The sequence below is a fragment of the Pseudomonas sp. A214 genome (assembly GCF_900156295.1).
GTDB lineage: Bacteria > Pseudomonadota > Gammaproteobacteria > Pseudomonadales > Pseudomonadaceae > Aquipseudomonas > Aquipseudomonas rhizophila.
On the sequence record NZ_LT707062.1, the window covers coordinates 1,897,095 to 1,918,643 of the forward strand.

The 21,549-nt window shown below is 61.6% G+C and carries 16 protein-coding genes; 6 read left to right on the forward strand and 10 right to left on the reverse strand.

Going from position 1 to position 21,549, the window contains the following annotated elements; all coding sequences use genetic code 11:
• Positions 1-7: 7 nt before the first annotated feature.
• A complete protein-coding gene (locus BW979_RS08600; protein WP_076383617.1) occupies positions 8-3,118 on the reverse strand; it encodes a multidrug efflux RND transporter permease subunit in 3,111 nt (1,036 codons plus the stop codon).
• Complete coding sequence (locus tag BW979_RS08605; RefSeq protein ID WP_076383618.1) at positions 3,115-4,272, reverse strand: efflux RND transporter periplasmic adaptor subunit; 1,158 nt, start codon at positions 4,270-4,272, stop codon at positions 3,115-3,117. The genes BW979_RS08600 and BW979_RS08605 overlap by 4 nt, the downstream gene beginning before the upstream one ends.
• Before the next feature lie 236 nt (positions 4,273-4,508).
• Here BW979_RS08605 and BW979_RS08610 point away from each other — a divergent pair, with 236 nt between their 5' ends.
• Positions 4,509-4,763: a hypothetical protein gene (locus tag BW979_RS08610; RefSeq protein ID WP_047228828.1), complete on the forward strand. Its 255-nt coding sequence runs from the start codon at positions 4,509-4,511 to the stop codon at positions 4,761-4,763.
• 34 nt (positions 4,764-4,797) lie between these two features.
• Here BW979_RS08610 and BW979_RS08615 read toward each other — a convergent pair whose 3' ends face one another.
• Positions 4,798-5,766 (reverse strand): LysR family transcriptional regulator, encoded by a 969-nt coding sequence (locus BW979_RS08615; protein WP_076383619.1) that lies wholly within the window; start codon positions 5,764-5,766, stop codon positions 4,798-4,800.
• A 311-nt stretch (positions 5,767-6,077) separates the two neighbouring features.
• Between BW979_RS08615 and BW979_RS08620 the strand changes: the two genes are divergently transcribed.
• From BW979_RS08620 to BW979_RS08635, 4 genes are read left to right on the forward strand one after another with little or no spacing between them, the layout of a single operon-like run.
• Entirely contained in the window at positions 6,078-7,550 is a 1,473-nt protein-coding gene (locus BW979_RS08620) for an efflux transporter outer membrane subunit (RefSeq protein WP_047228830.1), read from the forward strand.
• A 7-nt stretch (positions 7,551-7,557) separates the two neighbouring features.
• Positions 7,558-9,750 carry an FUSC family protein gene (locus BW979_RS08625; RefSeq protein WP_156893543.1) on the forward strand — a complete coding sequence of 731 codons (2,193 nt, stop codon included), beginning with the start codon at positions 7,558-7,560 and terminating at the stop codon, positions 9,748-9,750.
• Entirely contained in the window at positions 9,740-9,940 is a 201-nt protein-coding gene (locus BW979_RS08630; RefSeq protein ID WP_024617598.1) for a DUF1656 domain-containing protein, read from the forward strand. The genes BW979_RS08625 and BW979_RS08630 overlap by 11 nt, the downstream gene beginning before the upstream one ends.
• A 10-nt stretch (positions 9,941-9,950) precedes the next feature.
• Positions 9,951-10,826, forward strand: a complete 876-nt coding sequence (locus BW979_RS08635) for an efflux RND transporter periplasmic adaptor subunit (protein ID WP_047228832.1) — start codon at positions 9,951-9,953, stop codon at positions 10,824-10,826.
• Positions 10,827-10,944: 118 nt separating this feature from the next.
• Here the strand turns inward: BW979_RS08635 and BW979_RS08640 are convergent, their stop codons facing one another.
• Both BW979_RS08640 and BW979_RS08645 read right to left on the reverse strand, forming a co-directional pair.
• A complete protein-coding gene (locus BW979_RS08640; protein ID WP_047228833.1) occupies positions 10,945-11,769 on the reverse strand; it encodes an SDR family oxidoreductase in 825 nt (274 codons plus the stop codon).
• A gap of 31 nt (positions 11,770-11,800) precedes the next feature.
• Positions 11,801-12,265: a hypothetical protein gene (locus BW979_RS08645; protein WP_047228834.1), complete on the reverse strand. Its 465-nt coding sequence runs from the start codon at positions 12,263-12,265 to the stop codon at positions 11,801-11,803.
• Positions 12,266-12,438: 173 nt separating this feature from the next.
• Here BW979_RS08645 and BW979_RS08650 point away from each other — a divergent pair, with 173 nt between their 5' ends.
• Positions 12,439-15,156 carry an RHS repeat domain-containing protein gene (locus BW979_RS08650; protein ID WP_076383621.1) on the forward strand — a complete coding sequence of 906 codons (2,718 nt, stop codon included), beginning with the start codon at positions 12,439-12,441 and terminating at the stop codon, positions 15,154-15,156.
• Positions 15,157-15,229: 73 nt separating this feature from the next.
• On the opposite strand, the gene BW979_RS08655 is transcribed toward BW979_RS08650, so the two are convergent.
• The 5 genes from BW979_RS08655 to BW979_RS08675 all read right to left on the reverse strand — a co-directional run bounded on the left by BW979_RS08655 (position 15,230) and on the right by BW979_RS08675 (position 21,526).
• The gene (locus BW979_RS08655; RefSeq protein ID WP_047228836.1) at positions 15,230-16,681 is read right to left on the reverse strand and encodes a mannose-1-phosphate guanylyltransferase/mannose-6-phosphate isomerase; all 1,452 of its coding nucleotides are present in this window, start codon (positions 16,679-16,681) and stop codon (positions 15,230-15,232) included.
• A gap of 151 nt (positions 16,682-16,832) precedes the next feature.
• A complete protein-coding gene (locus BW979_RS08660; RefSeq protein ID WP_047228837.1) occupies positions 16,833-17,501 on the reverse strand; it encodes an alginate O-acetyltransferase AlgF in 669 nt (222 codons plus the stop codon).
• 14 nt (positions 17,502-17,515) lie between these two features.
• Positions 17,516-18,691: an alginate O-acetyltransferase gene (locus BW979_RS08665; protein ID WP_047228838.1), complete on the reverse strand. Its 1,176-nt coding sequence runs from the start codon at positions 18,689-18,691 to the stop codon at positions 17,516-17,518.
• A gap of 11 nt (positions 18,692-18,702) precedes the next feature.
• On the reverse strand, positions 18,703-20,268 hold the full coding sequence (locus tag BW979_RS08670) for an MBOAT family O-acyltransferase (protein ID WP_047228839.1): 1,566 nt from the start codon (positions 20,266-20,268) through the stop codon (positions 18,703-18,705).
• Positions 20,269-20,401: 133 nt separating this feature from the next.
• Positions 20,402-21,526, reverse strand: a complete 1,125-nt coding sequence (locus BW979_RS08675; RefSeq protein ID WP_047228840.1) for a mannuronate-specific alginate lyase — start codon at positions 21,524-21,526, stop codon at positions 20,402-20,404.
• Positions 21,527-21,549: the final 23 nt, after the last annotated feature.

Sequence of the window (21,549 nt, forward strand, 5' to 3'; positions counted from 1 at the left end):
CCCCGCCTCAGTCTGTGGTCGCCAGCGTCGTCGGCGCAGGTCCGGGCTGCTGGACGGGCCGATGAAACAATCGCTCGAGCCATAAGTATATGACCGGTGTGGTGAACAACGTCAGCGCCTGGCTCACCAGCAGGCCGCCGACCACTGCAATGCCCAACGGCTGGCGCAGTTCTGCGCCGGGGCCGGAGCCGAGCATCAGCGGCAGGGCGCCCAGCAGGGCGGCCAGGGTGGTCATGATGATCGGGCGAAACCGGGTCAGGCACGCCTGGAAAATCGCTTCCTGGGGCGTCAAACCACCTTTGCGCTGGGCGTCGAGGGCGAAGTCGATCATCAGGATGCCGTTTTTCTTGACGATGCCGATCAGCAGCACCAGCCCGATCAGCGCCATGATCGAAAAATCCTGGCCCAGCAACCACAGCATGACCAGCGCGCCGAGGCCGGCCGAGGGCAGGGTGGAGATGATCGTCAACGGGTGTACGAAACTCTCGTAGAGCACGCCGAGGATGATGTACACCGCCAACAGCGCGGCGAGGATCAGCCATGGCTGGCTGGCCAGGGAGCTTTGGAACGCCTGGGCCGCGCCCTGGAAGTTGCCGGTAATGGAGGCCGGCATGCCGACCTCGTTCTTGGCCTGGTCGAGCATGCGCACCGCATCCCCCAATGCCACGCCAGGCGCCAGGTTGAACGACAGATTGGCGGCCGGGAACATGCCGTCGTGGGCAATGGACAGCGGGCCGTTGGTCGGCGCATCGAAGCGGGCCAGGGCCGAGAGCGGGACCATCTCTCCACTGAGCGGCGAGCGCAGGTAGAAATAGGCCAGGCTTTCGGCCTTGCCGCGTTGCGCGGTGTCGAGCTCCAGGATCACGTTGTACTGGTTGGTTTCAGTCTGGAATTCGTTGATCTGCCGCTGGCCGAAGGCGTCGTACAGGGCCTGGTCGACATCGCTGGCGGTGAGGCCAAAGCGCGCCGCCGCGCTGCGGTCGATGTTGATGTGGGTGATGCTGCCGCCCAGTTGCAGGTCGTTGGAGATGTCCCGGAACGCGGGGTTGCCGCGCAGCCTGTCGGTGAGTTTTTGTGTCCAGGTGTTCAGCGTCGGTCCGTCGTTGCTCTTGAGCACGTATTGATACTGGGCGCGGCTCGGACCCGGGCTGAGGTTGATGTCCTGCCCGGCCCTCAGGTACAGCACCACGCCGGGGACGCCCAGCAGTTTGGGGCGGATCCGGTCGATGAACGCGCTGGCCGACACGTCACGCTGATCCTGGGGCTTGAGGGCGATCCAGAAGCGACCATTGGCGATGGTCTGGTTGGAACCCGAGACGCCGACAGCGTGAGAAAAGCTCTGCACCGCCGGGTCGGCGGCGACGATCTCGGCCAGGGCCTTGTGTTTGGCCACCATGTCCGGGAATGACACGTCGGCGGCGGCTTCGCTGGTGCCCAGCACCAGGCCGGTGTCTTGTACCGGGAAGAAACCCTTGGGAATGAATACGTAGCCCGCCACTGCCAGCGCCAGGCTCACGCCGAACACGCCGATCATCAGCCTCTGATGGGCCAGGGCCCAGCGCAGTGTCCGTTCATACCCACCCAGCAGGCGTTCGCCGAAACTTCGCTTGCCATGGGCATGAGGCGTCGGGGCGCGCATGAACAGCGCGGCCAGGGTCGGTGCCAGGGTCAGGGACACCACCACCGAAATCAGGATGGTCGAAGTGGCGGTCAGGGCAAACTCCTTGAACAGACGCCCGACCACGCCGCCCATGAAGAGCAAGGGAATGAACGCGGCTATCAGCGAAAAACTGATGGAGATCACCGTGAAGCCGATTTCGCCAGCTCCTTTGATCGCCGCTTCGCGCATGCCATCACCCGCCTCCAGGTGCCGGTGAATGTTCTCCACCACTACAATCGCATCGTCCACCACGAACCCGACCGAGATCACGATAGCCACCAGGGTCAGGTTGTTCAGACTGAAGCCCATCACATACATCAGGGCGAAACTGGCGATCAGCGACACGCCCAGGACCGCTGAGACAATCAGGGTCGCCGAGAGCTGGCGCAGGAACAGCGCCATCACCGCCACCACCAGCAGCACCGCGATCAGCAAGGTGATCTCCACCTCATGCAGCGAAGCGCGGATAGTCTGTGTACGGTCGTTCAGTACCTTGACTTGCACGGCCGCAGGCAGCATGGCTTCCAGGGTCGGCAAGGCTGCCTGGATGCGGTCGACGGTGTCGACGATGTTCGCCCCCGGCTGACGGAAAATCACCAGGTTGAGCCCCGGTTGCTCATCGGACCAGGCCTGAATGTAGGCGTCTTCCGAACCATTGATGACTTTGGCGACGTCCTTGAGATGAACCGGTGCCCCATCCTTGTAGGACACGATCAACTCACCATATTCCTCCGGCTGGAACAGCTGATCGTTGGTGGACAGGGTGGAAACGCTCGACTCGCCGTAAAGCGCCCCCTTGGCCAGGTTGAGGCTGGCCTGCTGGAGCGCCACGCGAATGTCGGCCAGGGTCAGACCGATGGCGGCGAGTCGGTCCGCCGAGGCCTGTACCCGGATCGCCGGACGTTGCTGGCCGGTGATGTAGATTTGTCCCACGCCATCGATCTGGCTGAGTTGCCGGGCGAGCAGGGTTTCGACGTAGTCGCTCAATTCGGTGCCGGGCATCAGGCTGGAGCTGATGCTGAGGATCAACACCGGGCTGTCGGCCGGATTGACTTTGCGCCAGGTGGGCAGATTCGGCATGTCCTGGGGCAGTTTGCCGGAGGCGGTATTGATGGCCGCTTGCACTTCCTGGGCGGCGGTGTCGATGCTTTTGTCCAGGCTGAACTGCAAGGTCAGGTTGGTCGAGCCCAGGGCACTGCTTGAGGTCATCTGGGTAATGCCGGAAATGGCGCTGAATTGCACTTCCAGTGGGGTCGCCACCGACGACGCCATGGTTTCGGGGCTGGCGCCGGGCAACAGAGCCCTGACCTGGATGGTCGGGAATTCCGCTTCAGGTAACGGCGCGACAGGCAGGCGAGGAAAGGCGATCAATCCCAGCAGTATCAGGGCGAAGGTCATCAGGACCGTGGCGATGGGATGGTCGATGCACCACGCCGAAACCGAACCGCGGCCCTTCATGGTTTTGGCTCCGACACATTGGCCTGGGCCACTGGGTCACCGAGCACCTGGATGCGGCTGCCCGGCTTGAGCCGTGACTGACCGTCGCTCACCAGTTGATCGCCCGCGCTCACCCCTTTGATGATGTGCAGGTCACTGTCCTGGTAGACCATCACCACCGGTACGCTCTCTACCCGGTCGCCGGTGATTCGGTACACGAAAGGTTGCTCCAGGCCGCGCTGAACCACGGTCGGTGGAACCACCAGGGCGTCCTTGTCGAGTGCGGTCTGGATTTTCAATGTCACCAACTGCCCTGGCCATAGCCGTTGCGCGGCGTTGCTGAATTCAGCCTTGGCCCGCAGGGTGCCGGTGTTGGCGTTGATCTGGTTGTCGATCAGGCTCAGGCGGCCCTCGCCGAGCATTTCACCGGAGGTCCCATCAGCGCCTATGTAGGCCTGGACCAGCGCTTGCTCGGGGGCGGCCATCAACCGTTGCAAGGTGGGCAGCATTTGTTGGGGCAGGGCGAACTCCACTGCGATCGGGTCGATCTGGGTCACGGTGAACAAGCCCTCGGTGTCGCTGGTGCGCAGGAAGTTGCCTTCGTCCACGTTGCGAATGCCGACGCGACCGGTCACCGGGGAGCGGATCCGGGTGTAGGACAACTGCACCTGGGCGGCATCGATGGCCGCCTGATTGCCCTGGGCGGTGGCCTTGAGCTGGTTGACCAGTGCCTGTTGCTGGTCGTAGGTCTGTTTCGATACGCCGTCGTCGACACTGAGCAATTTGTAACGCTTGAGATTGACCTGGGCGACCGCCAGTTGTGCCTGGCTTTCACCGAGTTGGGCCCTGGCCTGGTCAAGGCTGGCGCGGATCGAGCGGTCGTCGATGGTGGCCAGCAGTTCCCCCTTCTTGACCTGTTGCCCTTCCTTGACCAGCAGTTGAGTGAGGATGCCGTCGATCTGCGGGCGGATCACCACGCTGTGCAGTGACAACACCGTGCCGATGCCACTGGCAAAGCGCGGCACATCCTTTTGCACCACGCTGACGACCCTTACCGGCACGGCCACGGGCGCGCCGGGCTTGGCGGTGACAGGCTTCATGACATACCAGAGGGCGACAGCTGCCAGAGCGACCAGGAGCGCGACGAGCAAGACGGTTTTTTTCTGGATGTGCATGGATGTGGGAGGCCGGTTCAGGACAGAGGGATTTTTATCTTTCTTATATAGCGTTGTGAGGTGGTCAGGAAGGTGACGCCTAACTGACGGGCTTGTCAGTTTTGTCCCGACTTGCTGTCAGACGAGTGAAGGGCCGATTGAATCCGCCCTGCGCGCGCTGGTATCGGGCGGGTATACTGCCGACTTTCGCGGCTCGCTCTCCGGGCCCGACTTGCACGCATTACCCGGAGCTTTACATGACTTCCCCAACACCTTCGCCCGCGGACGAACGCCCGAACGGCGAACAGGCCGACCGGCCCGACAGCGATGTTTCCAGCGGCGAGAGCGTCAACGCGATCCCGACCTTCAAGTTTCCGTTCAAGCCCGGTGAGCTGGCCGCGGCCAAAGGGGCCGGGCAGCAGCCTTGGTACAAGAACGGCGCGAAGAACGGTCATACCAAGACCCCTGGCGCCGCGCCTCCCGGCACGCGTCGCTCGATGGGCAAGCGCTGATATCACCCTTGGAGCACGGGCGCGAAACGCGAAATCAGTTCGCGACCCGTGCACCGGCCAGACTGCCACTCAACTCATAGGCAGTCAGTTCGGCCTGGTGCGCCGCGAGGATTTCCGGCAGCGAGCCGCGCAGGTACTCGACCCAGGTCTTGATCTTCGCATCCAGGTACTGGCGCGAAGGATAGATGGCGTAGAGGTTCAGTTCCTGGGAGCGGTAGTTGGGCATGACCCGCACCAGCGTGCCATTGCGCAAGCCCTCAATGGCGGCATACACCGGCAACACGCCCACGCCCATGCCACTGGTGATCGCGGTTTTCATGGCATCGGCGGAGTTCACCAGGAACGGTGAGTTGCTGATGGTGACCATCTCTTGGCCTTCGGGGCCGTCAAATACCCATTTCTCCAGCGGAATGACCGGGCTGACCAGGCGCAGGCAGGCGTGGTTGAGCAGGTCGCCGGGTTTCTGCGGGCAGCCGCTGGCTTTCACGTAGGCAGGTGATGCGCAGACGATGCTGTAGGTGATCCCCAGGCGCTGGGAGACAAAGCCCGAGTCCGGCAATTCGCTGGCCAGTACGATGGAAACGTCGTAACCCTCGTCCAGGATGTCCGGCACACGATTGGCCAGGGTCAGGTCGAAAGTCACATCGGGATGGGTTTTACGATAGCGGGCGATGGCATCGATCACGAAATGCTGGCCGATGCCGGTCATGGTATGGACCTTCAACTGCCCGGCAGGACGTGCGTGAGCATCGCTGGCCTCGGCTTCAGCCTCCTCGACATACGCCAGGATCTGCTCGCAACGCAGCAGATAACGTTTGCCGGCCTCGGTCAGGGCGATGCGGCGGGTGGTGCGGTTGAGCAGGCGGGTTTGCAGATGGGTTTCCAGGTTGGAAACCGCACGCGAAACGTTGGCTGTGGTGGTATCCAGTTGCACGGCGGCGGCGGTGAAACTGCCCGCTTCAGCAACACAGCTGAACGCACGCATGTTTTGCAAAGTGTCCATGGGAGGCTCTCTTGGGAGATGGCAAATTGTGACACGAAGTTACAGCGCAGCGGACCCCGACTAATGGATTATCGCAGTAACGGTAACAAAGATTCGCAGAAAGGTCGGCTTATCGCCGTTCGATGGGGTGCCTAGAATTGCGGCCAATCCTGGATCGCTGATTGCTGTGGGAGCGAGCCTGCTCGCGATGGCGGCATCACATTCCCCTCAATGTGTCTGCCTGGACGCTATCGCGAGCAGGCTCGCTCCCACAGTTGCGTCACCGGGCATTCAGCCTCTTCACGCCTCCCCATCTCAGGAATTTTGCGCAAGTGCCGCGTTGCATCAGCAGAGAGCTGAAGACTCTCAGTGTTTGGCTTTTAACGTTCACCATCAGCGGTTGCATCGGCACGGGAGGGATTGCGCCGCAAGGCCAGGCATTGTCGGCCAATCAACTGGCCACCGATGAAGCGATCCGCGAGGCTGCCCGTGATGCTCACTGGCCCACCGGCCAGTGGTGGAATGCCTATGGCGACCGGCAACTGGATCGCTGGATCGACCTGGCCGTGCATGACAGCCCGAGCCTGGCCCTGGCCGCTGCCCGCGTGCGGCAGGCCAAGGCCATGGCCGGTGTCGTCGAGGCTGCCGAGTCGCTACAGATCAATGGTCAAGCGACCCTCAAGCGCCACAACTGGCCCACCGATCAGTTCTATGGCCCTGGCGAGTTGGCCGACACCACCACTTGGGACAATAACGCGGGCCTGGGCTTGAGCTATGCGCTGGACCTGTGGGGCCGCGAGCGCAACGCCAGTGAGCGGGCCGTCGACCTGGCTCATGTCAGCGTGGCCGAGGCGCGGCAGGCGCAGTTGGAGTTGCAGAACAACATCGTGCGCACCTATATCCAGTTCGCGTTGCACTATGCCCAGCGCGATATCGTCGTGGCGACCCTCCATCAGCAGGAGCAGATTCTCGAACTGGCGCAAAAGCGTCTGGACGGCGGCATCGGCACCCATTTCGAAGTCAGCCAGGCCCAGGCGCCATTGCCTGAGACCCATCGGCAACTCGACGCCCTCGACGAAGCCATTGCCTTGAGCCGCAATCAACTGGCGGCGCTGGCGGGCAAAGGGCCAGGAGACGGGGCGCGGCTGCAGCGCCCGACCCTGGCCCTCGGTGCGCCCTTGAAGTTGCCGTCGGCCTTGCCCGCCGAATTGCTCGGCCAGCGTCCGGACGTGGTGGCCGGGCGTTGGCAAGTGGCCGCTCAGGCACGGGGTATCGATGTCGCGCGTGCCGGGTTTTATCCCAATGTCGACCTGGTGGGCAGTATCGGCTACATGGCGACCGGTGGCGGGGCGCTGGAGTTCTTGACCGGCAAGAAGCTCAACTACAGCGTCGGACCGGCCATCACACTGCCGATTTTCGACGGTGGGCGCCTGCGCTCACAGTTGGGGGAGGCGGCGGCCGGTTATGACATCGCCGTGGCCCACTACAACCAGACGCTGGTCGATGCACTCAAGAGCATTTCCGATCAGTTGATCCGCCGTGAGTCCATGGACAAACAACACGTCTTCGCTGCTGAGTCGGTGGCCGCCGCGCAACGCACCTACGACATCGCGATGGTTGCGTTCCAGCGCGGGCTCACTGACTACCTCAACGTGCTCAACGCCCAAAGCCTGTTGTTCAAGCAGCAACAGGTGCAGCAGCAAGTGGAGGCGGCGCGTCTGACGGCCCATGCCGACCTGGTGACGGCGTTGGGCGGTGGCCTGGACGCCGGCAAGGACATCCCTGACTTGAGCCATGTTGAGTAGTTCTATTGTGATGTCTTTATGCGCTCCTGCCCGCTGGCTGTACCGCCTCGAATGGCGCCGTGGTTTCTTCGACTGGGCTCGCAGCGACGGTGTGACGTGGGTCTACATTTTCAAAGTGCTGCTCGCCGCCTTCCTGACATTGTGGCTGGCGATGCGTCTGGAGCTGCCGCAACCGCGCACGGCCATGATCACGGTGTTTATCGTCATGCAGCCCCAGAGCGGGCAGGTGTTCGCCAAGAGTTTCTATCGCTTGCTCGGCACGCTGGCCGGCTCGGCGGTGATGGTGGCGCTGATTGCCTTGTTCGCCCAGAACACCGAACTGTTTCTGGGTAGTCTGGCGATCTGGGTCGGCGTCTGTTCAGCGGGCGCGGCGCGTTATCGCAACTTCAGGGCCTATGGTTTTGTGCTGGCCGGCTACACCGCGGCCATGATCGGTCTGCCGGCCCTGGCTCATCCGGAAGGCGCGTTCATGGCGGCGGTCTGGCGTGTGCTGGAAATTTCCCTGGGGATTCTCTGCGCAACCCTGATCAGCGCCGCGATCTTGCCGCAAACCGCCAGCGCCGCCATGCGCAACGCCCTGTACCAACGCTTTGGAGTGTTCGCCCTGTTTGTCACGGATGGCTTGCGTGGACGCAGCAAACGCGAGGCATTCGAGGCGCGTAACGTCGGTTTCATTGCCGAAGCCGTGGGCCTGGAAAGCCTGCGCAGCGTGACGGTGTTCGAAGACCCGCACATGCGTCGGCGCAACGGTCGGCTCAGCCGCTTGAACAGCGAGTTCATGGGCATCACCACCCGATTCAACGCCTTGCACCAGTTGCTCGAACGTCTACGCAGCCGCGGGGTGGATCATGTGGTGAATGCCATTAAACCGGGTCTGCTAACGTTGGCCGAGTTGCTGGACGGTTTTAGCGCCCGCGCCTTGACCGATAAAGACGCCGCGCGCCTGGCGGCGGAGCTGGCAACCTATAAAGCCGATTTGCCGGCACAGGTCCGCAGGCTGCGTGGGGTGTTCGAAGAAACAGATCCGAGCGAAGCGCAACGGCTGGACTTTCACACCGCCTACGAGCTGCTGTATCGCTTCGTCGATGACTTGCACGGTTACGCCCAGACCCATGCGTCGCTGGCTGATCATCGCCACGAACGCGAGCGATGGGACCAACCTTTCATGCCGCAGACCAACGGTCTGGCGGCTGCGGCGTCGGGGTTTCGGGCAGCGTTCATCCTGCTGGTGCTGGGCAGCTATTGGGTCGCCACGGCCTGGCCGAGCGGTGCGACCATGACGATGATCGCCGCCGCCACGGTGGGCTTGTCGGCCGCCACGCCAAACCCCAAACGCATGGCGTTCCAGATGGCGTGTGGCACGCTGCTCGGGGCCTTGATCGGTTTCGTCGAGATGTTTTTCATCTTCCCGCTGATCGATGGCTTCCCCTTGCTCTGCGTGATGTTGGCGCCGGTGATCATGTTGGGCTCATTCCTCAGCTCGCGACCGCAATACGCCGGGGTCGGGTTGGGGTTGTTGATCTTCTTCTGCACAGGCTCGGTGCCCGACAACCTGACGGTCTACAACCCCTACACCTTCATCAACGATTACCTCGCGATGATCCTTGGCATGCTGGTATGTGCCGCTGCCGGGGCAATCATTCTGCCGCCCAACAGTCGCTGGTTGTGGCGCCGGCTCGAACAAGACCTGCGCGAGCAGGTGGTGTTTGCCATCAGCGGCCGGCTCAAGGGCCTGGCCTCGGGCTTTGAAAGTCGCACCCGGGACTTGCTGCATCAGGCTTATGGACTGGCGGCGGGGCAACCTGGGGTGCAGCGGGATCTGTTGCGCTGGATGTTTGTGGTCCTGGAAGTCGGCCACGCGATTATCGAATTGCGCAAGGAACAGGCGATCTTGCCCGTGCATCCGGCCTATGCCCCAAGCCAGCCCTGGCGCCAGGCGATCCGCGTGATGGGGCGGGCGCTGGTGCGGCTGTTTCGTCAGCCCGGCCAGAGCAATCTGGAGCGCGCCCTTCTGGCGGTCGACCATGCCATCAGCCGCGTACAGGCCGGTGACGAACCCTTCGCCCCGCATTTCGACACCTCAGCCCTGCGCCGGGTGAAAAGCTACCTGCATTTCATCCGCACCTCGCTGTTGGACCCGCAATCGCCATTGGCGGCCTACGCCAGGCCGCTGCCCCAGGAACCCGAACATGCCTCGTGAAATCGCCTTCCATGGCGTGTACATGCCCACCATGACCTTGATGTTTTTCATCGCCGCCGCCCTGGCCTGGGCCCTGGATCGTTTTCTGTCGGGGTTGGACCTGTACCGCTTCTTCTGGCACCCGGCGCTGCTGCGCCTGAGTCTGTTTACCTGCCTGTTTGGCGCGCTGGCGCTGACGGTCTACCGTTGAGATCAATGCGATGAAAAAGTTTTTCAGCCTGCTTGCGACGCTGTTGGTGCTGGCCCTTGCCCTGTGGATCGGCCGGGTGTTGTGGGTGCACTACATGAACACTCCGTGGACCCGTGATGGTCGGGTGCGCGCCGACATCATCAACGTCGCCGCCGACGTCAGTGGTGAGGTGGTCGAGGTACCGGTGCGTGATAACCAGTTGGTAAAAAAGGGCGACCTGCTGATGCGCATCGACCCCGAGCATTACCGCATTGCGGTGAAACAGGCTCGCTCTTTGGTGGCCTCGCGCAAGGCGACCTGGGAAATGCGCAAGGTCAACGCGCATCGGCGTGCCGACCTGGACAGCCTGGTGATCTCCCGGGAAAACCGTGACGACGCCAGTAACATTGCCGACTCGGCCCTGGCCGATTACCAGCACGCCCAGGCGCAACTGGAGGCCGCCGAACTGAATCTGGCCCGTACCCAGGTCCGCGCGGCGGTGGACGGTTATGTCACCAACCTCAACGTGCATCGGGGCGACTATGCGCGCATCGGCGAGGCGAAAATGGCCGTGGTGGACATGAATTCGTTCTGGGTCTACGGCTTCTTCGAAGAAACCAAGCTGCCCAAGGTGCGGGTCGGTGATTCGGCGCAGTTGCAGTTGATGAGCGGCGAGGTGCTCAAGGGGCATGTGGAAAGCATCTCGCGGGGCATCTACGACCGTGACAACCCCGCAAGCCGCGAGTTGATCGCCGATGTGAACCCGACCTTCAACTGGGTTCGCCTGGCGCAGCGGGTGCCGGTGCGGATCCATATCGACGAAGTGCCGGACGGCGTGCTGCTGGCGGCGGGGATGACCTGTACGGTGGTGGTCGATCCCAAACCGAGCGCTGACGCCCACGGATAATTGTGGGCGCGAGCCTGCTCGCGATAGCGGTGTTTCAGTGGGCAGAGAGGTTGGTTGTGCCGCCGCTATCGCGAGCAGGCTCGCTCCCACAGGGTTTCATGCGTGTTTACCCTGTATTTTACAGCGCCCCACCCAACCCGAACCGCTTCATCAAGCCTTTTTCCAGCAACCCTTTGGGCAGCAAACCGGCCATCAACGGCAACGCCCGGCTGCCATTGCCCAAGCGCAGCAGGCGCGGGGGCCTGGGTTGCTGCACGGCCTTGAGCAGTCCTGCGGCAAAATCGCTGGCCGGGGTCGGGTTGTCCTGGGACGCCTTGGCGCGGCTGCGGATGCCGTCGCGCAGAGGCCACCAGGGTGACTGTTCGCTGATCAGTTGCTCGGCTTCATGGCCGGCATTTTTGGCGAAGCTGGAGGCAATGGCGCCGGGCTGGACTTCCATCACGCGGATGCCGAACGGTGCCAGTTCCATGCGCAGCGCATCGCTCAAGGCATGCACCGCCGCCTTCGAGGCGCAATAGGCGCCGGCAAATGGCGTCACCAGCACGCCGGAAACGCTGCCGATGTTCACCACCAATCCCTTGGCCCGGCGCAGCACCGGGAACAGTGCGCGGGTCACTCCGACGACCGCGAACACGTTGGTTTCGAACTGGCGCTGCATGGCCGGCACACCACCGTCCAACAAGGGACCCATGGCGCCGTAGCCGGCATTGTTGATCAGCACATCGAGACCGCCGTGTTGTTGGTTGATGCGTTCGCTCAACTGTTCCAAGGCCGGGCCATCATTGACGTCCAGTTGTATGGCGGTAAACCCGGCAGCACTGAGCAGCGCCACGTCCTCATCCTTGCGTGCACTGGCCCATACTTGATAGCCGGCGGCCTTGAAGGCATCGGCGAGGGCGCGGCCGATGCCGCTGGAACATCCGGTAATCAACGCAACGGGCATAGCCATTCCTTATGCAAACAGTGAGAGGGGATCAGTTGGAGAAGCTGCCTTGCAATCGTTCGGCGCGAAACTCCAGGGTTTGTGGGCGGTAGCCGGGACGCAGTGGCGGCAGGGGCAGGCAATCCTGCCAGTCCGCGCCGGGCTGCAACTCGCCTGGGCCTCTGTAACGAGGTGCGGTGTACTGATTGTCGGCCAGGTTGATGGTGTCGCCGGGTGCATACGCCGCGATTCGCCAGCGCAGTTCGATCAGCGGTACATCGTTGCCATTGGTCATGTTCAGCAACAGCGGACGGTCGGCCGGGCAGCGTTCGGGGGCGTAAGTGACGCGCAGATCCAGGCGCGCCAGTTGCCGGGTTTCGCGGCTGTCCTCCCAGAGTACCCACGCGGCCACCAGTCCCAGCCCGACGAACGCCGCCAGGGACACCGGCAACGCCTTGGCCGGATAGCGCAGCAGCAGGATGAGCCAGGTGATGACCAGCAAGACGCCGATAAGCATGGGTGAAGCCTCCGTTACCGTCACACCATCCTACCGGAGGGGGCGGGCCGTGGGTATTCATCCGTCTCGGGCCGTCGGTCGCCGCTGTCATATCTGACAGTAGGCAAGGGTTGTCTGCCCTTGTTAGATGCCGTTTACGACGCTGCGGTGCTACGACCAAGAGGTCTGATTAGATGGGCATGGATCAGAGAACCCCGAGGCTGATGGCCTTTGACCCAAGGAATTTACCGGTTCGTTCGGTCGACTATTGGCGCAACATCGAGAACGGGCCCACGCAAGAGCGCGTCACTCGCAGCCTTTTCGATGCCGCCGGTCGTTTGGCAAAACAGTGGGATCCTCGATTGTGGCGCTTGCAACCAGACGATCAGTCGGCGCCGGCCAACCTTACGACGGTTTATTCGCTGTCCGCTGCCGCGCTGCGTACCGATAGCGTCGATGCGGGCAGGCAGATCGATCTGCCTGGGCTCGCCGGCGAGGGTTTGCGGGCGTGGGACGGTCGGGGCACGCATCGCGAGGTGGGCTACGACGACCTGCTCCGTCCCGTGGTGGTGCTCGAACAAGGCGCCGGGCAACTGCGTCGGTGCATGGAGCGGTTGAAGTACGGTTCCCCGGGCCGGGGCGATCGCGACCATAACCAGTACGGGCAGTTGATCCGTCACGATGACCCGGCGGGTAGCGTGCTGCTGGAGTCGTTTTCCCTCACCGCGCAAAACCTTGTCCAGAACCGTCGCTTCATCCTTGATGCCGTCACTCCCGACTGGCCGGAGCCGGAAGCCGAGCGCGAAACACTGCTCGAGCCCGGCGAGGGCGCCCGGTCAACCTGGTGCCTTGGCCCCCAGGGCGACGTGCTGGAGCAAATGGATGCCCTGGGCCATCGACAAAGCAAGAGACTGACCCGCGATGGCCGGTTGCATGAAAATCACTTGTTATTAAACGGGCAGGACACATGGCAGCCGCTGGTCAGGGATATCCGTTACAGCGCCGAGGGGCAAATAGAGCAAGAAACGGCCGGGAACGGCGTGCAGACCACACTTCGATACAGTCCCGATGATGGCCGGTTGATGGAACGCCACGCCAGGTGCGCGGAACAGGTGCTGCAAGACCTGTTCTACACCTATGACCCCATGGGTAACGTGCTGAGTATCGAGGACAAGGCTCTGCCGGTGCGCTACTTCGCCAATCAGCGTATCAACCCGATCAGTCGTTTTATCTACGACAGTCTCTACCAATTGCTTGAAGCCAACGGCTGGGAGGCGGGCGCTGCCAATCAGGGACCGGAGTCCGTTGGTCGCGTCGACCCGGCGGCGGTGAGCAACTACCGGCAGACCTATCGCTACGACGAAAGCGGCAACCTGCTGGAGCTGACCCATGTCGGCGCTCAGAATCATGGCCGCCAGTTGCAAGCGGCCCGCTACAGCAATCGTTGTTTGCCGTACCGCAACGGCGTGCCCCCAACGGAAGATGAAATCTGCGCCGCGTTCGATGCGCGGGGCAATTGTCTGGAACAGGACGAGGGGCGTTTCCTGGCTTGGGATCTGCGCAACCAGTTGAGTTCGGTCACCCCCATCGAACGCGCCTCAAGGCTTAACGACGGTGAGATTTATGTTTACGACGGCAGCGGTCTGCGCGTTCGCAAATTGCGCACTCTGCAAGCCGGTGCCCGGACGCTGACCGCCGAGGTGCGTTATTTGCCAGGGCTGGAACTGCGTGCCGACAGCGGCACTGGGGAGTCTCTCCAGGTCATCATCGTCCAGGGTGGGCTCAACAGTGTGCGGGTATTGCATTGGGAAAGCCCATCACCTGCGGGGGCCAATGACCTCTATCGATACAGTTTTACCGACCAATTGGGTTCGACCAGTCTGGAGCTTGCCCAGGACGGGAGAATCATCAGCCGCGAGCACTTCTATCCTTTCGGCGAGACCGCGTACCTGGCCGGGGAAGATGTGATCGAGGTCAGTTACAAGACAGTTCGTTACTCGGGCAAGGAGCGGGATGCAACAGGGTTCTATTACTACGGCTATCGGTACTACATGCCCGGTCTGCAGCGCTGGCTGAATCCGGACCCTGCGGGAGATATCGATGGGCTGAATCTGTACGCGATGGTGAGCAATAACCCGCTGACTTTTCGGGACGCCGACGGGCTCAACAAGACTGGCAAGTACGAAATAGAAGTGGGCGTAAAAAACCGACTGAAGCTCACAGCGGCAGCGCTTACGAGCAGGGTTGGCGTGTTCAAGGAAGCCACAGGAAAGTTCAGCGATGTGAATGACTTCAAAGTGGTGGAGGTCGGTGCATTCAATGACTATCTGGTGGGAGGGGATGAGGTCAAACAGAATCTACAACGCTACAAGCAACGCTATAAAGCCCTCTCCAGCGAAACATCGAGTTCGAAGGTCGTTGGGCAACCTTCAAACTTCGGTCTGGGGGCAAGCATTTCCAGTTACATGTTGCGCAGTGCCAATGATGTATTCGTGGACGAGCCGATCGATCCGGACGCGTTGAACAGGCACCCTGATTTCGTCGTTGAGCGGCGCTTTTTCGCGGTCATGAAAAAATCCGACAAGTTGAAACCACCTGAAGAGCGACAGATTTATGGTCTGGCCGAATTGAACGCGTTTACAACGAAGGGAAAAACCGAAGTGGATGTTGTGCAAGTGGTCGTCCACCCTGAAACCCAGGATGGCGGGACCTTGAAGAAAGAGGCGTTGGCGCAGGCCACCTCAGTGGCGCGACTGCCGATCCTGAAGGGGGTGGGTACATTCTTGACGGTGCATGCAATCAAGGCCATTTCGAAGGGCGCGGACATCAGAAAAATCAGAACGGACGCGGTCAATCCGCGCTCGGCCAGGATTGCCGAAAAGTTTGATGCCAAGCGAGTGGTCAATCAATAAAAAAGCCCCCACCCAACCCACTGCGGATAGGGGACGCAGTGGGCTGGACGGGGGCTTCTTGTTCTGCTGATCGTTATTGGGCGATGGTTTTCACCGACACGCCGCGTTCGACCGGGGTGGAGCGACCGTAGATGTCTTCGAAGCGTTCGATATCGTCTTCGCCCAGGTAGCTGCCGGACTGCACTTCGATGATTTCCAGCGGGATCTTGCCCGGGTTGCGCAGGCGATGAACCGAGGCGATCGGGATGTAGGTCGACTGGTTTTCGCAGAGCAGGAACACGTTCTCGTCGCAGGTCACTTCAGCGGTGCCGCTGACCACGATCCAATGTTCGGCGCGGTGGTGGTGCATCTGCAGCGACAGGCATGCGCCCGGCTTGACCGAGATGTGCTTGACCTGGAAACGACCGCCCATGTCCACCGAGTCATAGGAACCCCATGGACGATAGACCTCGCAGTGGTTCTGGGTTTCGGTGCGGCCCTGGGCGTTGAGGGTGTTGACCATTTGCTTGACGCCTTGGACCTTGTCCTTGTGGGCGATCATCATGGCGTCCTTGGTTTCGACCACCACGATGTTGTCCAGGCCGATCACCGACACCAGCTTGCCATTGCCGTGGATCATGCAGTTGCGGCTGTCCTGGACGACGACGTCGCCCTTGGTGACGTTGCCGTTGGCATCCTTGGCGTTGACTTCCCACAGCGACGACCAGCAGCCGACATCGCTCCAGCCGGCCGACAGTGGCACCACGCAGGCGCGCTGGGTCTTTTCCATCACCGCGTAGTCGATGGAGTTGTCCGGGCAGCAGGCGAAAGTGGCTTCGTCAAAGGTGATGGTATCGGCCGTCTGTTCGCTGCGCTCCAGGGTCAGCAGGCAGGTGTCGTAGATGTCCGGATCGTGTTTTTTCAGCTCTTCGAGGAAACGGCTGGCGCGGAACAGGAACATGCCGCTGTTCCAGAAGTAACCACCGGCTTCGACGAACTCGGTAGCGCGCTTGACGTCGGGTTTTTCGACGAAGTGCGAAACGCGGCTCACCCCTTCAGGCAGCAGGGCGTCGTTGGTCGACTTGATGTAGCCATAACCGGTTTCCGGTTTGGTGGCCGGTACGCCGAACAGAACCATTTCGCCACGCTCGGCGGCCACGGTGGCCAGGGCCAACGCACGCTGCAAGGCTTTCTGGTCTTCCAGCACGTGGTCGGCCGGCAGGACCAGCATCAGCTCGTCGCGGCCTTCATTGACCAGCATCATCGCCGTCAGGGCCACGGCCGGCGCGGTGTTGCGCCCGAACGGTTCCATCAGGATGCGCTGGGCTTCCAGCTTGCGGTTGGTCAACTGCTCGTTGACGATGAACCGGTGGTCTTTGTTGCAGACCACGATCGGGGTGTCCATGCCTTCGAACACCAGGCGCTCGAGGGTCTGCTGGAACAGGGTATGTTCGCCGGTCAGGGCCAGGAACTGTTTAGGGAATTGCTTGCGCGAAAGCGGCCAAAGACGTGAGCCGCTACCACCTGACAAGATCACCGGAATCATGTTTGTTACTCCTACAAATCGAAATGGTTTTTAGAGCTACTGCGTTCTGTCGTTTCACTCTCTTGTTGTTGTTCCTGCGGCAGTGGCAAGCCTTGAGCTTCAAGCTGCAAGCAAAAGCTTTCCGCTTGAAGCTGGAAACTTGCCGCTGCTCTTATCGGGTCGACACCGGGCGTTTTACCCACACTGGCGACAGGCTGCTGCCGGAGCCGGTGACGTACAGCACGGCCGCTTCGCCGCGTTCCAGGGCCACGGGCTTGAGGTCGCCGACTTTCTTGTCGCCGTCGAACAGCGCCAGGCTCACTTTCACCGGGTTGATTTCACGCTCGCCACGGCTCTTGGCCGCTACGGTCTTGACCACTTCGGTCTTGCCGTCGGCGGTCTTGAGGGTCAGCGGCTTGTCGCTAAGGTTCTGCACGCGAACCAGGGATTTCTGCTTGTTCTTGAATGGCGGTTCTTCGATCAACTGAGGCTGGCCGCTGGCGTTGTTGACCAGGGTGTAATAGTGATCGGGAGCCAGCTTTACCGGGACGGTCTGGCTGCCGACCTTGGCACTGTAGTCGCCGCCAGGCATGAAGCTGAAGTCGGTGCTGGCCAGTGGTGCTACGTCGCTCAGGTTGGTGCTGCCGACGGTCGCGCTGACTTCGGCGTTGCTGGCGTTGTAGATCCGCACGAAGCTCGATCCTTTTGGCGCAACCGGGCCATACAGGGCCGAGTCACCTCCGGCAAAGGCAGACAGTGAAAGGGCGCTCATGCTGGCAACCAGGGCAACGGCCTTGAGGGAGCGAGCGGCGAGACGGCGAGGAGTTGTAGTGAAAGTCATGGTGGACCTCTCTTTCAGTTTTGCGCCCGGTCGGGCGTCTCGGATGGGGTGTTGGCGGCTACGTTCTGTTGGCGTGCGCCGGCTTGCTTGAGTTCTGCGACCCACTGCGGGTCGGCGTCACCGATTTCGTTGTTCACAGGCAGATAACGTTCAGGAAACTCCCAGATCAGCACCTGGGGCGGGCTGTTCTTGAAGGCGTCGCTCTTGAGGTAGCTGAGCATCGGCAGAATCGGGCCATGGCCGTCTTCGGCGTAGTTCACGACGTCGCTGTTCAGGGCCTGCTTGAGGGCACCGACGAAGTTCCAGGTGGGGTTGGCGCTGTAGCTGGTGCCGATCAGCGCCACGGGCACTTGGGCATCGGCAAACAGCGCGTCGCCTTCGGCCGGCTGATCGTCGGCTTCACGGGTGGTGCGCTTGACCAGCGGCTCCTGGGCTGGCATCAGGTTTTCGAACAGCGGGTCCAGGGGCAGGAACTGACGCAGGTCGCCCTTGTGGATGATTTTTTCCGCTGGCGTTGTCACGAAACGTTGTGGTTCGCCGTTGAGTGGGGTGCGCTCGGCAATCGTCTTCGCCAGCTTCTCGGCGGCGACCTGCGCGCCTTCGGGAGTCCAGTGGGTGTCGGTGCGCAGGAACACTTGTTGGCCGTTTTGCTTGGCCTGTTGCATCGGGCCGAGCAGGTCAGGGGCCAGGATCTTGTCTGCCGCCACACGGGCATGGAAATCCTGGTAGAGGTTGGCGTGAATGCTGGACGGCTTCACTTCACCCAAGTGTTCCGGGTAGAGGCGCGCCTTGGCTGGCACGATCGCCATCACCAGGGTAATGCCCTGTTCCTTGAGCTTCTGGCGCACGCCTTCGACCAGCGCGTAGTTGCCTTGCAGGTTTTGCTCTTCGTTGACGATCGGATTGAACTCTTCGTCGCTGTACAGCCACTGATCGCGACCCAGGACCACGCCTTTGCGGCCCTCGTTGAACAGCTTGTAGTCCAGTGCCGCCCAGATGTTGGTGCCCAGGCGCTTGATCGGGAACTCGTCGTCGTAGTGCGTCTCGACGGCTTTGCTCCAACGACCGTTGAGCACGGTCGCATCCGGGTTGGTGCTGAAGCCGAAGAAGCTGCGCACCGACCACAGGCCCAGGACCGTCAAGGTCAGCAGGAACAGTGCGATGTAGAAGATGCGTAATGAGCGGGTCATGTTCAGATCCCTCAGAACTGGAAGTAAAGGAACGGCGAGAAGCTTTGCGCCGAGAGTTTGAGAATCGAGGCGATGAACAGCACCAGCACCAGCGTGCGCATCACGTAGCGCGGCCAGTCAGCGACCCAGTACGCCGGTTGCACCTGGGCTTCGACGCCCACGGTGTAGCCCGGTTGATGAATGCTCGACGGGTTGTCGCCCGGTACAGCCTTGATCAGTCCCGGTTGTGCAGTGGCCGGGCCATCGGCCTCGGTGTTCACTTCAGGCTTGGTCTTGACCGGTGGACGATTGGTGTAGAGATCGCGCAGGCCAAAGAAGGCGAGGGTGGCGTAGGCCACCGCCAGCGTGGCGATTTGCAGGCCGGTGAGGTTGGCACGGGTCAGTTCCGACAGCGACAAGTCACCGAAGCTGAACATGGCGCCATACATGCGGCCGGCCACATGCAGGTTCTCGGCACGGAAGATCACCCAGCCCATCACCACCAGCAGGAACGTCAGTGCCCAACGGATCGGATTGATGCTGCGTGGCGTGGTGTTGATACCCACCGCTTTTTCGATGGCCAGCCACATACCGTGCCAGGCACCCCAGATCACGTAGGTGATGTTCGCGCCGTGCCACAGACCACCGAGCAGCATGGTCAGGAACAGGTTGCGATAGGTCATCAGCGTGCCTTTGCGATTGCCGCCCAGGGTGATGTAGAGGTAATCGCGCAGCCAGGTCGACAGGCTGATGTGCCAGCGCCGCCAGAACTCGGTAATCGACTGGCTGATGTAGGGCTGCTTGAAGTTCTCCATGAAACGGAAGCCCATCATCAAGCCCAGGCCGATGGCCATGTCGCTGTAGCCGGAGAAGTCGAAGTACAGTTGCGCGGTGTAGGCCAGGGCGCCGAGCCAGGCATCGCCCGTGGTCGGGTTCTCCAGGGCAAAGCAATGATCGGCCACCACCGCCAGGGTGTCGGCGATGAACACCTTCTTGATGAAGCCCTGCATGAAGCGCGTGCAGCCTTCGGAGAACTTGTCCAGGGTGTGGGTGCGGTTGTTGAACTGATCGGCCAGGTCGCGGAAACGCAACACGGGGCCGGCGATCAGGTGCGGGAAGATCGCCACGAACGCTGCAAAGTCGATCAGGTTGTGGGTCGCCGGGGTATCACCGCGATACACGTCGATGATGTAGCTGATGGACTCGAAGATGTAGAACGAGATCCCGATCGGCAACAACACGTGGGTCAGGATGAACGGATTGAGACCGAAGCCGGTAATGATCGCGTTGAGGCTGTCCACACCGAAGTTGGCGTACTTGAAGTAGCCCAGGATGCACAGATCCACACCCACGCCGAGCAACAGCCAGCGCTGGGCCGGTTTGGTGCGCACGCCGGCGGCGCCGACTTTCAGGCCGATCCAGTAGTTCCACAGGGTGACGCCGGCGAACAGCGCAAGGAAGTCCACGCGCCACCAGGCATAGAACACATAGCTGGCCAGCAATAACAGCAGGTTGCGATAGCGTTGCCCGCTCAAGTAGTACAAGCCGAGAAAGATCGGCAAGAACAGGAACAGGAACACATTGGATGAAAATACCATCCCGATCTCTCCATGTTGAATCAACAGTCAAGGGCCAGAGCCCCCCCAAACCCCCCCCATGAAAACCGGGAGGTTTTATTACATTTCAGACGCTTTGCTCCCACAGCTCCCCTGCCAGGCAGGGGATACGGCATCAGCTACCTTTTTCGCCTTTTTCCCATGACGGGTCGTACACCTTGGTCAAGTCCCCGCCGAGGCGGAACGTCTTGAACGGTTGCATTTCATGCTTGCGTTCCAGCACATCCTCGGGGCATGTGTAGAGGCTGCAGAACGGTTCCAGCCAGGCGAACTTGGAATCGATTTTCAGATCCTTCATGTCCTGCTCATCGCCGTTCTTGTCTTCGAATATCTCCGGGTCTTTCACCCCGGCCAGCACCTGGTCACCCAGGCGCTTGAGGGCGCCGTTGTTTTCCTGGCGCAGGTCCACGCCGTTGACCTGGGCGAAACTGGCGATCATCGCCAGGGGCGGCAGGGCATAGTTGTGATAGGACAGCGCCCGTTGCTTGCGCTTGAGTTCGTTGGGCAAGAAGCCCTCGGCGTCGACCTGGTTGACGCCGACCTTGTATTCCTTGACGGCCCAATCGAACAGGTCGCGGCGGTTGGTCGCCACGGCGGTGGCCATCACCGACCAGGCGGCCCAGTAGGAGTGGTTGTTGATTTTTTTCAGCGGCAGGTTGTCCCAGTCGCTCACCACCTGATCGGCCATCTTGCTGAACCAGCCTTCGATCAGTTGCGCCTGCTCCTGGTGATTGGCCAGTGGGCGAGACTCGGAGAACTTCAGGCGTACGTAGGCCGAAGCCATGCTTCCCAGGGCCCATTTGCGCATGGACTTGCCGGTGTGGTTGAAGTCCTTGGACATCAGCGCATCGGCCTTGGCCCAGGCGGTCAGCCAGTTCAGGGTGCATTCCAGCTGCTCGGGGCGGCCGTCACGCATGAATTGCATCACTTGTTTGCTGACGCCGCGTTCGATCCGGGTGATGTCGGAAGTGGCATCACGGAAGGCTTTTTCCGATTTCACGTTCAGCGTTGCGCGGGCCTTGTCGGAACCCTCGTACTTGCTGCGAAATTGCAGGGCGCCCGTGTAGGGCGTTGGTACTGCCTCGCAGCGCTCGTCAGAGCTGCCCGTCTTGAATTTTTCAATCGGTGCGAAGTAACCCTGGGGCGGGCGTAGCGGGGCCGCGGCCTGCGTCGCGCCGGCGAATATCGCCAGGGTCAGCAGGGACGGCGCCAGCAGCGTTTTCAACGTTCGGGTGCGCATGGTTCTAGTCATGAGACGAGACC

Bases quoted from the DNA above. Each gene is read 5' to 3' on its own strand.
- BW979_RS08600 (WP_076383617.1), bottom strand. From the start codon at position 3,118: ATGAAGGGCCGCGGTTCGGTTTCGGCGTGGTGCATCGACCATCCCATC.
- BW979_RS08605 (WP_076383618.1), bottom strand. From the start codon at position 4,272: ATGCACATCCAGAAAAAAACCGTCTTGCTCGTCGCGCTCCTGGTCGCT.
- BW979_RS08610 (WP_047228828.1), top strand. From the start codon at position 4,509: ATGACTTCCCCAACACCTTCGCCCGCGGACGAACGCCCGAACGGCGAA.
- BW979_RS08615 (WP_076383619.1), bottom strand. From the start codon at position 5,766: ATGGACACTTTGCAAAACATGCGTGCGTTCAGCTGTGTTGCTGAAGCG.
- BW979_RS08630 (WP_024617598.1), top strand. From the start codon at position 9,740: ATGCCTCGTGAAATCGCCTTCCATGGCGTGTACATGCCCACCATGACC.
- BW979_RS08635 (WP_047228832.1), top strand. From the start codon at position 9,951: ATGAAAAAGTTTTTCAGCCTGCTTGCGACGCTGTTGGTGCTGGCCCTT.
- BW979_RS08640 (WP_047228833.1), bottom strand. From the start codon at position 11,769: ATGCCCGTTGCGTTGATTACCGGATGTTCCAGCGGCATCGGCCGCGCC.
- BW979_RS08645 (WP_047228834.1), bottom strand. From the start codon at position 12,265: ATGCTTATCGGCGTCTTGCTGGTCATCACCTGGCTCATCCTGCTGCTG.
- BW979_RS08650 (WP_076383621.1), top strand. From the start codon at position 12,439: ATGGGCATGGATCAGAGAACCCCGAGGCTGATGGCCTTTGACCCAAGG.
- BW979_RS08655 (WP_047228836.1), bottom strand. From the start codon at position 16,681: ATGATTCCGGTGATCTTGTCAGGTGGTAGCGGCTCACGTCTTTGGCCG.
- BW979_RS08660 (WP_047228837.1), bottom strand. From the start codon at position 17,501: ATGACTTTCACTACAACTCCTCGCCGTCTCGCCGCTCGCTCCCTCAAG.
- BW979_RS08665 (WP_047228838.1), bottom strand. From the start codon at position 18,691: ATGACCCGCTCATTACGCATCTTCTACATCGCACTGTTCCTGCTGACC.
- BW979_RS08670 (WP_047228839.1), bottom strand. From the start codon at position 20,268: ATGGTATTTTCATCCAATGTGTTCCTGTTCCTGTTCTTGCCGATCTTT.
- BW979_RS08675 (WP_047228840.1), bottom strand. From the start codon at position 21,526: ATGCGCACCCGAACGTTGAAAACGCTGCTGGCGCCGTCCCTGCTGACC.